This is a genomic window from Vibrio sp. S17_S38 (genome assembly GCF_014694375.1).
In the GTDB taxonomy this organism is placed as follows: Bacteria; Pseudomonadota; Gammaproteobacteria; order Enterobacterales; family Vibrionaceae; genus Vibrio.
The window spans coordinates 103,841-117,214 of record NZ_JAAUWW010000009.1 but is presented as its reverse complement, the minus strand read 5'-3'; the positions used below and the strand labels follow the sequence as shown (position 1 = coordinate 117,214).

14 protein-coding genes are annotated in these 13,374 nt (G+C 43.1%); 13 read left to right on the top strand and 1 reads right to left on the bottom strand.

What is annotated here, in order from left to right:
* The first annotated feature begins 56 nt into the window (after window positions 1-56).
* The 9 genes from HC725_RS08995 to HC725_RS08955 all read left to right on the top strand — a co-directional run bounded on the left by HC725_RS08995 (window position 57) and on the right by HC725_RS08955 (window position 6,988).
* Entirely contained in the window at window positions 57-950 is an 894-nt protein-coding gene (locus HC725_RS08995) for an urease accessory protein UreD (RefSeq protein WP_190331477.1), read from the top strand.
* 86 nt (window positions 951-1,036) lie between these two features.
* Window positions 1,037-1,339, top strand: coding sequence for an urease subunit gamma (ureA, locus tag HC725_RS08990; protein WP_190331476.1), 303 nt, complete (start codon window positions 1,037-1,039; stop codon window positions 1,337-1,339).
* 25 nt (window positions 1,340-1,364) lie between these two features.
* Window positions 1,365-1,715, top strand: coding sequence for an urease subunit beta (locus tag HC725_RS08985; protein ID WP_190331475.1), 351 nt, complete (start codon window positions 1,365-1,367; stop codon window positions 1,713-1,715).
* 107 nt (window positions 1,716-1,822) lie between these two features.
* Window positions 1,823-3,565 carry an urease subunit alpha gene (gene ureC / locus HC725_RS08980; protein ID WP_190331474.1) on the top strand — a complete coding sequence of 581 codons (1,743 nt, stop codon included), beginning with the start codon at window positions 1,823-1,825 and terminating at the stop codon, window positions 3,563-3,565.
* Window positions 3,566-3,607: 42 nt separating this feature from the next.
* Window positions 3,608-4,090 carry an urease accessory protein UreE gene (ureE, locus tag HC725_RS08975; RefSeq protein WP_086960172.1) on the top strand — a complete coding sequence of 161 codons (483 nt, stop codon included), beginning with the start codon at window positions 3,608-3,610 and terminating at the stop codon, window positions 4,088-4,090.
* A gap of 73 nt (window positions 4,091-4,163) precedes the next feature.
* Complete coding sequence (locus HC725_RS08970) at window positions 4,164-4,754, top strand: HupE/UreJ family protein (protein ID WP_190331473.1); 591 nt, start codon at window positions 4,164-4,166, stop codon at window positions 4,752-4,754.
* Between the two features lie 6 nt (window positions 4,755-4,760).
* Window positions 4,761-5,477 (top strand): urease accessory protein UreF, encoded by a 717-nt coding sequence (locus tag HC725_RS08965; RefSeq protein ID WP_190331472.1) that lies wholly within the window; start codon window positions 4,761-4,763, stop codon window positions 5,475-5,477.
* Window positions 5,478-5,513: 36 nt separating this feature from the next.
* The gene (gene ureG / locus HC725_RS08960; RefSeq protein WP_190331471.1) at window positions 5,514-6,179 is read left to right on the top strand and encodes an urease accessory protein UreG; all 666 of its coding nucleotides are present in this window, start codon (window positions 5,514-5,516) and stop codon (window positions 6,177-6,179) included.
* 185 nt (window positions 6,180-6,364) lie between these two features.
* Entirely contained in the window at window positions 6,365-6,988 is a 624-nt protein-coding gene (locus tag HC725_RS08955) for a flavin reductase family protein (RefSeq protein ID WP_190331470.1), read from the top strand.
* Window positions 6,989-7,212: 224 nt separating this feature from the next.
* On the opposite strand, the gene HC725_RS08950 is transcribed toward HC725_RS08955, so the two are convergent.
* The gene (locus tag HC725_RS08950; RefSeq protein WP_190331469.1) at window positions 7,213-7,794 is read right to left on the bottom strand and encodes a hypothetical protein; all 582 of its coding nucleotides are present in this window, start codon (window positions 7,792-7,794) and stop codon (window positions 7,213-7,215) included.
* A 325-nt stretch (window positions 7,795-8,119) separates the two neighbouring features.
* On the opposite strand from HC725_RS08950, the gene urtA reads away from it, so the two are divergent.
* The 4 genes from urtA (at window position 8,120) to urtD (ending at window position 13,373) form a co-directional block, all read left to right on the top strand.
* A complete protein-coding gene (gene urtA, locus HC725_RS08945; RefSeq protein ID WP_190331468.1) occupies window positions 8,120-9,421 on the top strand; it encodes an urea ABC transporter substrate-binding protein in 1,302 nt (433 codons plus the stop codon).
* 290 nt (window positions 9,422-9,711) lie between these two features.
* Entirely contained in the window at window positions 9,712-11,301 is a 1,590-nt protein-coding gene (gene urtB / locus HC725_RS08940; protein ID WP_190331467.1) for an urea ABC transporter permease subunit UrtB, read from the top strand.
* Between the two features lie 18 nt (window positions 11,302-11,319).
* Window positions 11,320-12,513: an urea ABC transporter permease subunit UrtC gene (gene urtC / locus HC725_RS08935; RefSeq protein WP_190331529.1), complete on the top strand. Its 1,194-nt coding sequence runs from the start codon at window positions 11,320-11,322 to the stop codon at window positions 12,511-12,513.
* Window positions 12,510-13,373 carry an urea ABC transporter ATP-binding protein UrtD gene (gene urtD / locus HC725_RS08930; protein WP_190331466.1) on the top strand — a complete coding sequence of 288 codons (864 nt, stop codon included), beginning with the start codon at window positions 12,510-12,512 and terminating at the stop codon, window positions 13,371-13,373. The genes urtC and urtD overlap by 4 nt, the downstream gene beginning before the upstream one ends.
* The last annotated feature ends 1 nt before the right edge of the window (window position 13,374 follow it).

The window sequence follows — 13,374 nt, the reverse complement described above, 5'->3', positions numbered from 1 at the left end:
AATTGCACTCTTATATCAGTTAACTATTAACATGATAACAAAAGGAGTCGTTATTCATGTCGGGTCTCTCTGCTGCTGAAGTATCACCCCAAGTAAATTTTTCTATTTCTCCTGTTGCTGATCCTCTATCTGATGGATGGAAAGCAGAGCTGACATTAGGTTTCACCGATCGTGGTGATAAAACCGTGGTCAGCCATAAAACCCAACTTGGGCCACTGGCTATTCAGCGCCCACTTTATCCTGAAGGCGATGTTTGCCATACCTATCTCTTACATCCTCCGGGTGGTGTCGTGGGCGGTGATCAATTATTGATCAAAGCGACGACTGAAATTGGTGCACATGCACTAGTCACCACTCCAGGCGCAACGAAATTTTATCGCTCTGAAGGTAAAGTTGCGCGTCAAAAACAAATCTTAACGGCGAAAGCTGGAAGTTGTTTGGAATGGCTCCCCCAAGAAAACATCTTTTTTCCCACAGCACAAGTTCGAGTTGATACGGATATTCATATTGAAACTGGTGCACTATTTATGGGCTGGGAGTTGCACTGCTTTGGTCGACCTGCACTAAATGAGTGCTTCGACACAGGTAAAGTGTGGGGTAAGACGCAAATTTTTGTCGATGACAAACGTATTCTCACTGAAAACGTGCAATTGGTCGGAGGGGATAAATCCATATTAAACAGTGGATTACAATCTTTTCCAATGATAGGCAGTTTCTTCATTACTGCGACCAATGATAGCGATATTAAAATGGTACAAGATTTGCTTCAAGACTTTACAACGAGTACTGAATTAGTAATTGGCGCGACCCAAATTGATCAATTAATCGTGGTTCGAGCATTAGGGAAATGGACAGAACCCATGCTAGAAGTTTTCACTTTAGTCTGGCAGCAATTTAGGCATCAATGGTTTGATTATGTCCCTGAGCCACCTCGAATTTGGGCAACCTAATTTTTAGGCGATAACGATAAATTACGTCATTTTGGAAACGGTTATCTTCAATGACGATATAAAATGACCGATCAGGACGAATATAAATGGAATTAACTCCAAGAGAAAAAGACAAACTCCTCATATTTTGTGCCGGAATGCTGGCGCAACAACGCAAAGATAAAGGCTTAAAACTTAATTATCCAGAGTCGGTAGCCCTGCTCAGTAGCGCCATTTTAGAAGGTGCACGTGAAGGTAAAACCGTCGCCGAATTGATGAACTTTGGTCGTACCATTTTAGGTGTCAATGATGTGATGGAAGGTGTGCCGTCGATGATCCCTGATGTGCAAGTTGAAGCGACCTTTCCCGATGGGACTAAACTGGTCACGGTACATGACCCCATTGTATAACTCGCTAAATTAAGGGTAAGTGAAGATGAAAACCAGTAATGCGAATCCTAATGCATTTATTCCCGGCCAGCTTATTTCAGGCTCAGGTGATATAGAGCTTAATGTTGGCCGTAAAACGATTCAAATTAAAGTCGAAAATTTAGGCGATCGCCCTGTTCAAATTGGCTCTCATTATCATTTTTTTGAAGTTAATGATGCGTTGAATTTCGAGAGAGAGGCAGCCAAAGGATTTCGACTCAACATCCCAGCAGGCACGGCAACTCGTTTTGAACCGGGTCAATCAAGAACGGTTGAATTGGTATCGTATGCGGGCAATCGCAAGGTGTATGGATTTAAAGGGCGGATAATGGGCTCTCTTGATTCGGATGGAAAATAGCGTCATTCCGGAAACGAGGAACGAGTTCTCCGGAATCTCCAATGTGAGCGATCACCTTAAAAATAGCTGAGATAGAAAATATAAGGTTCGCTAAAAGGATTTATAACATGGCAAAAATTTCAAAACGCGCCTACGCCGAGATGTTTGGGCCAACCACTGGCGATCGATTACGCCTTGCCGATACTGAATTATGGCTCGAAGTCGAAAAAGATTTCACTGTGTATGGCGATGAAGTCAAATTCGGCGGCGGTAAAGTGATCCGTGATGGCCAAGGTCAAAGCCAATTAGTCTCCGAATTCACACCAGACTTAGTCTTGACCAACGCGGTGATCCTCGATCATTGGGGGGTGGTGAAAGCGGATATTGGTGTTAAAAATGGGCGAATCTGCGGCATTGGTAAAGCGGGCAATCCTGATGTGCAGCCGAATGTTGATATCGTGATTGGCCCAGGAACCGAAATCATTGCCGCTGAAGGTTCAATTGTGACTGCGGGCGGAATTGATTCTCATATTCACTATATTTGCCCGCAACAAATTGAAGAAGCATTAGCCTCTGGTATCACCACTATGATTGGCGGTGGCACGGGACCTGCAACCGGAACCAATGCGACTACTTGCACACCAGGCCCATGGAATATTCACCGCATGCTTGAAGCGTTAGATGAATTTCCGATGAACTTTGGCTTATTGGGTAAAGGTAATGCCAGCTTGCCGGAGCCTTTAATTGAGCAAGTGGAAGCGGGCGTGATTGGTTTAAAACTGCATGAAGATTGGGGGACAACGCCGGCTTCGATTGATAACTGTTTAACTGTGGCTGATCTTACTGATGTGCAAGTGGCGATTCATACCGACACACTTAATGAGTCTGGTTTTGTTGAATCGACACTGGCTGCTATTGGCGATCGCGTTATCCATACTTACCACACTGAAGGCGCAGGTGGCGGTCATGCACCTGATATTATTAAAGCCTGTGGTGAATCAAATATCCTTCCTTCATCCACCAATCCAACGCGTCCTTATACCGTGAATACGGTGGATGAACATTTAGATATGTTGATGGTTTGCCACCATTTATCGCCTTCAATTGCCGAAGATGTGGCGTTTGCCGAGTCTCGTATTCGTCGTGAAACCATTGCCGCGGAAGATATTTTGCATGATTTAGGTGCGTTCTCGATGATTTCATCAGACTCTCAAGCGATGGGGCGTGTCGGAGAAGTGGTGTTAAGAACATGGCAAACGGCGCATAAAATGAAAGTGCAACGAGGCCCGTTAAAAGAAGATCAAGCTGATTTTGACGCGCAGGATGAAAAATTTGGACATCAAACCCCAAGTGATAATTTTCGTCTACGTCGATATGTAGCGAAATATACGATAAATCCTGCGATAACACATGGTATTAGCCATGAAGTTGGCTCTGTGGAAGTGGGAAAACTGGCCGATTTAGTGTTATGGAAACCGGCATTTTTTGGCGTGAAACCAAGCGCTATTATTAAAGGCGGCATGATCGCAATGGCGCCAATGGGCGATCCTAATGCGTCTATTCCAACGCCACAACCTGTGCATTATCGCTCAATGTTTGGCAGTTACGGACAGGCATCTAAACACACGTCGATGATCTTTGTTTCAAAAGCGGCCAAAGAGAAAGACATTGCTGGGCAGTTAGGTTTAGGCAGTTTGATTGGCGTGGCAAAAAACTGCCGTAATATTTCTAAAGCCGATATGAAACTTAATGATTGGCAGCCCAAAATTGAAGTTGATTCTCAAACCTACCAAGTGCATGCCGATGGCGAGTTACTCACTTGCGAACCAGCGGAAGTCTTGCCAATGGCACAGCGGTACTTTCTTTTTTAACAAACGAATTATTCAATCAAACAAAATATTAATGGACCGAATATGATCGAATTAACACAGATCTTAACTGAAACACCGCCGAAAATTGACGGCACATTAAGCTTGCCAATAAACAGCCGAATTAAAAGCCGCTTAAAAGTGGTGTTAGACGATGGACGTGACGCAGGCTTATTTCTACCTCGCGGTAATATTTTACGTGGTGGACAAATTATAAAAAGCCAATGCGGTTTGCATATTGAAATCAAAGCCGCGCCTGAAACTGTTTCAACCGTTTATTGTGATGATGCGGTACTGCTCAATCGTGTCACTTATCATTTAGGTAACCGACATGTTCCATTGCAAATCTCGCAAGGCTGGGTTCGTTACCAACACGATCACGTCTTAGATGACATGGTCACAGGATTGCATGCCAAAGTGACGATCGAGCAAGCTCCGTTTGAGCCAGAAGATGGTGCGTATGGTGGTCGCTCTGGTGGACACAGTCACGGCGAACATGATGATAAGCACGAGCATCATCACCATTAAATACCCGTATTACTTTGGGTATACATTATTAGTAAAAGTTAAAAGAATTATAATTTTTAAAGGGATGTTAATTATGAAAACCACACGCTTACTGACTCTTTCTACATTATTGTCGGCACCGGCTGCTTTTGCCCATCCTGGTCACATGGCCCACAGCTCGATTGCCGATGGTATGTTGCATCCACTGACGGGATTTGACCATCTAACAATGTTACTAGGACTGGGCATTCTTATTAGCCGCACTACTGTTAATAACACTTCAATTAAAGGTAAGTTGAGCTTATTTGCTGCCGCATTAATGAGCTTAGCTATCGGTTTAATTGTCGGTAGCGCAGTGGGTGCGGTTAATGGTGTCGAGCTGATGATTGCAGCTTCAATTTTTGTAGTGGCATTAGGAATTTGGAATGCCTTTACCAGTCGAGAATCCTTAACAAAATTTTTAGTTACAGCATCAATTGGCTTGGTATTTTTCCACGGTTTCGCTCATGGTGTTGAAGCGACGGGAACATTATCGGGCTTTGGTGTAGGCATGTTGATCTCGGCAGCGGCGATTATGTGTGTCGGTGAGCGTTTATCACATTTTGTTGCCGGATCTTCTTTGGCAAACAAGTGGCTTAGCGCGGGTATTGCCGCATCCGGTATCGCATTAATGATGGCACCTTAATTACGGATGTCTGATGAACAACAGAGTCAGAATCCAGTTAATGATGTCGCTTGTTTTCGACTATTTCAACTGATTAGCCCATCCTTGCCGATTGGTGGTTTCACTTATTCGCAAGGGTTGGAGTGGGCAATTGAAAAAGCTTGGGTGAGTAATCAATCCCAATTAATGCAATGGCTTGAAATGATGCTCAAGAATAGCCTTACTACATTGGAATTACCGATTGTGGCGAAGTTTTATCAAGCATTAGAAGAGGATGATGAAGACTGTATTCAGTATTGGAGTAACTATCTTTATTCTTGCCGTGAAACCAGTGAATTGCGTGCGGAGGAATTGCAACGAGGTAAGGCATTATTCACGCTTTTAAAGCAGTTAGATATTCCGATTAAAGCGAGTTGGCAGCCGCAAGATGACCCCAATGCTGCTACGCAAAATCAGCTATTAGGTTTTTGTATCGCCGCCAAACAATGGGGTATTTCGTTGCATCATTTACAACAAGGCTATTTGTGGAGTTGGGCAGAGAACATCGTCACGGCGGGGGTGAAACTTGTGCCATTAGGGCAAACAGCAGGGCAACGATCTTTGATTCAACTTTCGCAATGGTTACCACAAGCGATCGTGCGAGCCAATCAAATTCAAGATGATGATATTGGTAGTTTTACGCCTTCGGTGGCGATTGCTAGTAGTCGTCATGAAACTCAATATACAAGACTCTTTAGATCCTAATTGAGGGATCTCATGAGCAAAGTAAAGGAAAAGAGAATGTCTCAAGTAGAAAGCACGCATATTGAACATAGTTACAATCAACTTAGCTATAAACAACCGCTACGAATTGGTATTGGTGGCCCAGTTGGATCCGGAAAAACGGCGTTATTGGAAGTATTGTGTAAAGCCATTCGTGATCGTTTAAATATCGCAGTGGTTACTAATGATATTTATACTCAAGAAGATGCGAAGATTTTAACCCGCGCAGAAGCGCTAGATGCCGACCGTATTATTGGCGTTGAAACGGGGGGATGCCCACATACTGCGATTCGCGAAGATGCTTCAATGAACTTAGCAGCAGTGGAAGAGTTGGCGAAACGTCATAAAAATTTAGACGTGGTATTTGTTGAAAGCGGTGGTGATAACTTAAGTGCCACTTTTAGCCCTGAACTTGCCGATCTGACCATTTATGTGATTGATGTGGCGGAAGGCGAGAAGATCCCACGTAAAGGTGGGCCGGGTATTACGCGTTCTGATTTATTGGTGATCAATAAAATCGATCTCGCGCCTTATGTCGGCGCATCGCTTGAAGTGATGGAATCGGACACACAACGTATGCGTCCGAATAAGCCGTATATTTTCACTAATTTGAAGAAAAGTATTGGGCTCGATTTCATTATCGATTTTATTATTACTGAAGGCATGCTAACGCCAAAATCTTAGTTACAGCCACTCTTAGTCGTAACAAAGATTGGTTGTAACTAGGATCGGTTGTCACAAAGATCGGTTGTCACAAAGATCGGCTATCACAAAGATCAGTTGTGACAAAAGCGGCTGTAATTGTAAAATAAGCAATTATTTTGATTATGTCTCGTTCTTCATTTCACAATGAGTCAAATAGGTACCCAATGCCCAAAAATCGTTACTATTATGAACCAACGCTCGGCCATGGTTTGGCTCATGATCCGCTCAGCGCCATTATCGGCCCGAGGCCCATTGGGTGGATTTCATCTGTGAATGGCCAAGGCCAGCGCAATCTCGCCCCTTATAGTTTTTTTAACTGCTTTAATTACCAGCCGCCGATCATCGGATTTTCGAGTATTGGTTTTAAAGACAGCGTGCAGAATATTTTGGAGACCAAAGAATTTGTCTGGAATCTCGCTACTCGTGACTTGGCAGTACAAATGAATGAAACCTCGGCGACGGTGCCTCGCGGCGAAGATGAGTTTATGCGTGCCGGTTTAACCGCCGTTATCGGTAAAAAAGTGCAAGCCGCTTTGGTTGGCGAGAGCCCGGTTAATTTTGAGTGCCGATTGTCCCAATGCATTCAACTTACTGCTGCCAATGGTGACTTAATTGATAGTTGGCTCATTTTGGGGGAAGTAGTGGCGGTGCATATTGATGAATGGCTATTAAAGGATGGCATTTATCAAACCACGCTGGCAAAACCCATCCTACGAGCCGGTGGGTTGTCCGCTTATTATGGAATTGATGAGACCCAGCGTTTTGATATCAGCAGGCCTTCGATTTAGTTTTTCAACTTGAGATTGGTGTTCATCTAAATCGGAGAAAATCACTTCTATCTCTAAAGATACGATATAAAGCTTAATCGCAATGCTTGGCCGTACTTGCCATTTTTCTGATTGATTAGCCACCAATTGCCTTCAACAATGACAATCGGCGGCTTCTCTTGTTTTACTGTTAGCTCAGTTCTACCTTAAATCAAGATCCGTGAAAGTAAGATTTCATATTATGTCTAAATGGTTTTCGATTTTACTTTTTCACTTAAATTAAGCAGATGTTGGGTTGCCGTCATATGATGTGGGTAGTGACTAAATTCTTGCTGCTTTTCCAAAGTCATTTGATATAAATCGTCAGAAATTCTCCAATATAGCTTAGAGGTATAAAGCATTGCCATTAATGGTTTATACACTTGTTGTTCATAAGCCAGCGCAAGGTTTTCTAAGGCTTCCTCACGTTCTGATTCATTCATTATAGGTTTTTCAATGGCATGAAGTGCATTCGTATAAGGCTGACTTTGGATGAGAATATCCATTAAAGGGCGATTGTTTTGAGCGAGATCTTCTAATGAATGTCTAATGATGGATAACCAATTATCTTGGGTTATATCGTAGTCAATGATATTGCTCACGTCAGTTTTTATCTTTTTTTCGATGATTTTTTGAGACTGTTTAAGCACCGGTTTTACAGCATGAAAGGGGAGTTGATATTCGCAAGCCAGCTCAACAATTAAAGCATGGAAACCACCATTAGGAAGATGAAGATTGGCCTTGAAAATCGCGAGTAGATCTTCTTGTTTCGCTGTCATTTGAGTCATGTATGGATGCTTTTTTGATAAGGTTAATGGCGGGTATTATTGCATGCTATGCATACGCTGTTGACCTTTAATGCTGAAAAATATTACTTCCACTTTTTTGCTCTTAAAGAGTGCACTGATTACTCGACGAATAAAACTTTCGAGTCACATCACTATTTTGGTGATTTATTTACATCCAACGCACCATTCTTGAGCATGTCTTACCTTGTGATGTTGTGATTATTATATAAGCCATTAATTAATATGTACTAATTCCTTTGGCACAGTCTTTGCTCTTCTTTGTTTATCTCATAATGAGGTTGTGATTCATCAAGGAGCGATAACCATGCAAAGTAAAGTGCAAAAAACTCTCAAAACCCGTTTAAAAGTGCTCGCCAGTGCGGCGGTGATCAGTGCGTGCGCATTTAGCGTTCAGGCGGCGGATACGATTAAAGTCGGTGTACTCCATTCTCTTTCTGGCACGATGGCGATCAGCGAAACCACTTTAAAAGACACTGTTTTAATGCTGATCGAAGAGCAGAATAAGAAAGGCGGCGTTCTGGGTAAGAAATTAGAACCTATTGTGGTCGATCCCGCTTCTAACTGGCCAATGTACGCTGAAAAAGCGCGTGAATTGATAGAAAAAGACAAAGTGGCAGTGACATTTGGTGGTTGGACATCAGCTTCTCGTAAAGCCATGTTGCCTGTCTTTGAACAAGACAACAGCATCTTGTTTTACCCTGTTCAATATGAAGGTCAAGAATCCTCGAAGAATATTTTCTACACCGGCGCAGCGCCAAACCAACAAGCGATTCCTGCGGTGGATTACTTAATTAACGATTTGGGCGTTAAACGTTTTGTTCTTGCTGGAACGGATTACGTTTACCCACGTACGACCAATAAAATCTTAGCCGCTTACCTGAAAAGCAAAGGCATTGCAGATAGCGATGTCATGGTGAATTACACCCCATTTGGCCATTCAGATTGGCAATCGATTGTGTCTAATATCAAAAAATTTGGTTCAGAAGGTAAGAAGACAGCCGTGGTTTCAACCATTAATGGCGATGCAAATGTGCCTTTTTATAAAGAGCTAGCGGCGCAAGGTGTGTCGTCGGAAGATATTCCTGTGATTGCATTCTCGGTTGGTGAAGAAGAGCTGTCTGGAATGGATACTGCGGCGCTTGTCGGTCATTTAGCCGCATGGAATTACTTTATGAGTGTTGATTCTAAAGCCAATGATGCCTTTATTGATACTTGGCATAAGTACATTAAAGATGACAAGCGAGTGACAAACGATCCAATGGAAGCGACGTATATCGGCTTTAATTTATGGGTGAAAGCGGTCGAAAAAGCGGGCTCAACCGATACTGATAAAGTCAGTGCTGCGATTGTTGGTTTATCTGTGCCCAACTTAACGGGCGGTACGGCAACGATGCTACCGAATCATCACATTACCAAGCCAGTTCTAATTGGTGAAATTCAAGATGATGGTCAATTTGATGTGGTATGGAAAACGGAAAAAGAAGTGAAAGGCGATGCTTGGTCTGATTTCTTACCAAGTTCTGAGCACTTAATCTCAGATTGGACCAAACCAATCTCTTGTGGCAGCTACAATACTGAGACGAAGAAATGTCTCGGCGCTGAGTAAATTTATCTTTGATGTGTGAAGCGCTGATTTACGGCTTCATATACCCATTTACTTGAAGCTGAAACTTTAATTATTTTGGGTATAGATAGATAAGAGAAGTTGGATAGATCCACCACGCATTCGGTTTTTATGCTTCGCCTTGCGAACGTCAATTTATCTCAATAACAGTTGAAGATACTAACGTTGAAGATCATAGCGTTGAAAAATAATCGCTGAATGCGTGTTTTACAGGGACGTATCACGTGAAGAAATTAATAATAACAATCACAACCTTTTTGCTGGTAAATTTAATGATTACTGCCAGTGCACAAGCTGATGATATTCAGTCATTAGATCAAGTTAAAACAGCATTACTGTCTAAAAAAAGTAACGATAAAAATGAAGCAATTGAATGGTTAGCGCAATCCGCTGACCTTGCGACTGCAAAGGCGGTGTTAACTCCTTGGCTTGACGGTAATTTATATACTCGAAAATCGGATGATGCTTTCTTTGTGATCCCGGATTTAGACGTTGGTAAAGAGGCACAACCGCTTTTGAATGATTCAACGACTGTAGATAAGATCCTCGTTGACAATAAACGTCATTTTTCTAAAGTGCGCACCAATAACTCTTTACGTTCTGATATTCGTGATGTTCTCTCACGCATGGATATTACCGATTCAAACCCTGCCACACGCTTACAAGCGATCAATAGTTTATTGGGCACCACTAATGCTAAAACGGTTGCAAAAATGGATGGGCAACTGAAAGTCGAAACTGACCGTGATGTGCAACGTGCTTTGGAGTTAGCTTTGGCGATCAACCAAGTATTAACCAGTTCAAATACTGCAGAACAAATTGATGCGATTGAAGTCATCGAACAATCTAAGCAATCGCAAGTGTACAGCGTCTTAACTCAAGTAATGAATAGTGATGCGGATGACAGTGTTACCAAAGCGGCGCAATTGGGCTTAAATCAATACAAGCAAAAGCAAACTATTTATGGTGGCGTTGAAACGGTTTTCTTTGGTTTGAGTTTAGGATCTGTTTTGGTGTTAGCCGGCATTGGCTTGGCAATCACTTTTGGTGTGATGGGCGTGATCAATATGGCGCATGGTGAGTTGATCATGATTGGTGCTTATACCACATATGTCATTCAACAGCTGATGCCAAATCATATTGGTGCGGTATTGTTGATCTCGATTCCTGCGGCATTTGTGGTATCAGGATTGGTCGGCATTCTGATTGAGCGTACCGTGATCCGCCGATTGTATGGTCGCCCATTGGAAACGTTGCTCGCTACATTTGGGATCAGCTTAATTTTACAACAAGCGGTTCGCAGTATTTTCTCTCCGTTAAATCGTTCCGTCAGCACACCAGATTGGATGTCGGGCGCTCTTCAAATTAACCCTATGCTATCGATCACTTATAGCCGCCTCTACATCATCATATTTTGTTTTATGGTGTTTTTAGCTTTAGTGGCTGTCTTGAAGAAAACACCACTTGGCCTACAAGTTCGTGCTGTATCGCAAAATCGTGCCATGGCGCGTGCAATGGCGCGTGCAATGGGCGTTCGATCTGAACGAGTGGATGCGATGACTTTTGGTTTAGGCTCGGGCATTGCTGGCGTGGCGGGTGTGGCGTTATCTCAATTGACGAATGTTGGACCGAATATGGGGCAAAACTACATCATTGATTCATTTATGGTGGTGGTGTTTGGCGGTGTTGGCAATTTATGGGGCACTTTAGTAGCCGGATTAAGTCTAGGTTTATTTAATAAGATTTTAGAGCCGTGGGCAGGAGCGGTATTAGCTAAAATTTTAGTCTTGGTTTTCATCATTCTTTTTATTCAAAAGCGACCGAAAGGTTTATTCCCACAACGTGGCCGCGCGGCTGAATAAGGAGGATTTATGATTAGTATGACTGGCTTTACAACTAAAACTGGTGGCACACCGTCAACCTTTTCTTCTCGTCGCTCGTTTATTGCGTCTGACAAAGGCGGAAAAATCACTATTTTGTTTTTACTTGCGCTAGCCATTGTGGTGCCGATTTTGAATATGGTGGTTCCAGAGGGAAATCTCTTCCATATCAGCTCGTTTACGGTCACGCAAATGGGCAAGTATTTATCGTATGCCTTAGTGGCTTTAGCGGTGGATTTGATTTGGGGATATTTAGGCCTTTTAAGCTTAGGGCATGGTGCATTTTTTGCCCTTGGCGGCTACGCGATGGGCATGTATTTAACACGTGAAATTGGCGACCGCGGTGTGTATGGCAATCCATTGATCCCTGATTTTATGGTGTCACTTAACTGGCAAGAACTACCGTGGTTCTGGCATGGCTTTGATCACTTTGCTTTTGCTGCGTTGATGATCATGTTAGTTCCGGGTGTCTTAGCTTTTGTGTTCGGATTTTTAGCGTTTCGCTCTCGTGTGTCGGGTGTGTATCTTTCGATCATGACGCAAGCGCTTACTTACGCGTTAATGCTTGCTTTTTCTCGTAATGAAATGGGATTTGGTGGCAGCAGCGGTTTAACTGGCTTTAAAGATGTACTCGGATTTAGCTTGCAACAAGACAGCACCAAAGTGGGTTTATTTGTGACCACGGTGGTGGCGGTTATTTTAGGGTATTTAATCTGTCGTATGGTGATCGCCAGTCGGTTAGGTCGAGTGGCGATGGCGATCCGAGATGCCGAATTACGCACCCGTTTTACTGGCTATGATGTGGATAGTATCAAGTTATGGATATTTGTGCTGTCAGCGGTACTTGCTGGTATAGCTGGGGCGTTGTATGTCACTCAAGCCGGTAGCACCAGTGCTGCGCAATTTGCGCCGGTTAACTCGATTGAAATTGTGGTGTGGGTTGCGCTTGGTGGTCGTGCCACATTATTTGGTGCGATTGTGGGGGCGTTACTTATCAATTATGCCAAAAGCTGGTTCACGGTAGAGTTTCCTGAGGTGTGGCTATTTGCTTTAGGTGGAATATTTGTGCTTTCTACCATGTACTTACCTAAAGGCGTAATGGGAGCGTTATCAGAACGTTGGGCAAGTAAATCGGGGTCAGACTCAAATCAAAAGCAACATGACCAAGCAGACAAAAACGAGGTGTCTTTATGAGTGTATTAGAATCGGTATCGGCACCTTTAAAATCTGCGGGTAATCATTTTGATAATTTTACCCGTCGTGATCAGGTGTTTGATTTCTTAAAACCAGTGAATCATCCATTGATCGACACTCGCCATAACATCATGTTGTACATGGAAGGCGTATCAGTTTCATTTGATGGATTTAAAGCCATCAACGATTTGAATATGTACATTAAAGAAGGAGAATTGAGATGCATAATCGGACCAAACGGCGCAGGAAAGACCACCATGATGGACATCATTACTGGGAAAACGCGCCCCGATCAAGGTCAAGTGTGGCTCGGGTCTAAAACTAATTTATTGACCATGAATGAAGCTCAAATCGCTAACGCGGGTATTGGGCGTAAGTTTCAAAAGCCAACTGTATTTGAAAGTTTGACCGTGTGGAATAATTTGGAATTGGCTATGACTGGCGCACGCACGGCTTGGTCAACGTTTCGCGGCAAGTTAAATGGTGAGCAACGTGATGAAATCGATGGAGTTTTGTCTCTGATTGGATTGGAGAATTGTCGGAAATTATTGGCTGGTGTACTCTCTCATGGACAAAAGCAATGGCTAGAAATTGGCATGTTATTAATGCAAAAACCGAAGTTATTGCTGGTGGATGAACCCGTTGCAGGAATGACACATCAAGAAATGGATCGCACGGCAGAATTGTTGAAATCTCTTGCAGGAAAACATTCAGTGGTGGTGGTGGAGCATGATATGGAATTTGTACGCTCAATTGCTGATCAAGTTACCGTGTTGCACCAAGGTCATGTTTTGGCGGAAGGGAATATGGATCAGATCCAAGCGCACTCGGAAGTGAAAAAAGTTTACTTAGGAGAATAAG

Coding starts and splice junctions, on each gene's coding strand:
- HC725_RS08995 (WP_190331477.1), top strand. CDS start 57: ATGTCGGGTCTCTCTGCTGCTGAAGTATCACCCCAAGTAAATTTTTCT.
- ureA (WP_190331476.1), top strand. CDS start 1,037: ATGGAATTAACTCCAAGAGAAAAAGACAAACTCCTCATATTTTGTGCC.
- HC725_RS08985 (WP_190331475.1), top strand. CDS start 1,365: ATGAAAACCAGTAATGCGAATCCTAATGCATTTATTCCCGGCCAGCTT.
- ureC (WP_190331474.1), top strand. CDS start 1,823: ATGGCAAAAATTTCAAAACGCGCCTACGCCGAGATGTTTGGGCCAACC.
- ureE (WP_086960172.1), top strand. CDS start 3,608: ATGATCGAATTAACACAGATCTTAACTGAAACACCGCCGAAAATTGAC.
- HC725_RS08970 (WP_190331473.1), top strand. CDS start 4,164: ATGAAAACCACACGCTTACTGACTCTTTCTACATTATTGTCGGCACCG.
- HC725_RS08965 (WP_190331472.1), top strand. CDS start 4,761: ATGTCTGATGAACAACAGAGTCAGAATCCAGTTAATGATGTCGCTTGT.
- ureG (WP_190331471.1), top strand. CDS start 5,514: ATGTCTCAAGTAGAAAGCACGCATATTGAACATAGTTACAATCAACTT.
- HC725_RS08955 (WP_190331470.1), top strand. CDS start 6,365: ATGCCCAAAAATCGTTACTATTATGAACCAACGCTCGGCCATGGTTTG.
- HC725_RS08950 (WP_190331469.1), bottom strand. CDS start 7,794: ATGACTCAAATGACAGCGAAACAAGAAGATCTACTCGCGATTTTCAAG.
- urtA (WP_190331468.1), top strand. CDS start 8,120: ATGCAAAGTAAAGTGCAAAAAACTCTCAAAACCCGTTTAAAAGTGCTC.
- urtB (WP_190331467.1), top strand. CDS start 9,712: ATGATTACTGCCAGTGCACAAGCTGATGATATTCAGTCATTAGATCAA.
- urtC (WP_190331529.1), top strand. CDS start 11,320: ATGACTGGCTTTACAACTAAAACTGGTGGCACACCGTCAACCTTTTCT.
- urtD (WP_190331466.1), top strand. CDS start 12,510: ATGAGTGTATTAGAATCGGTATCGGCACCTTTAAAATCTGCGGGTAAT.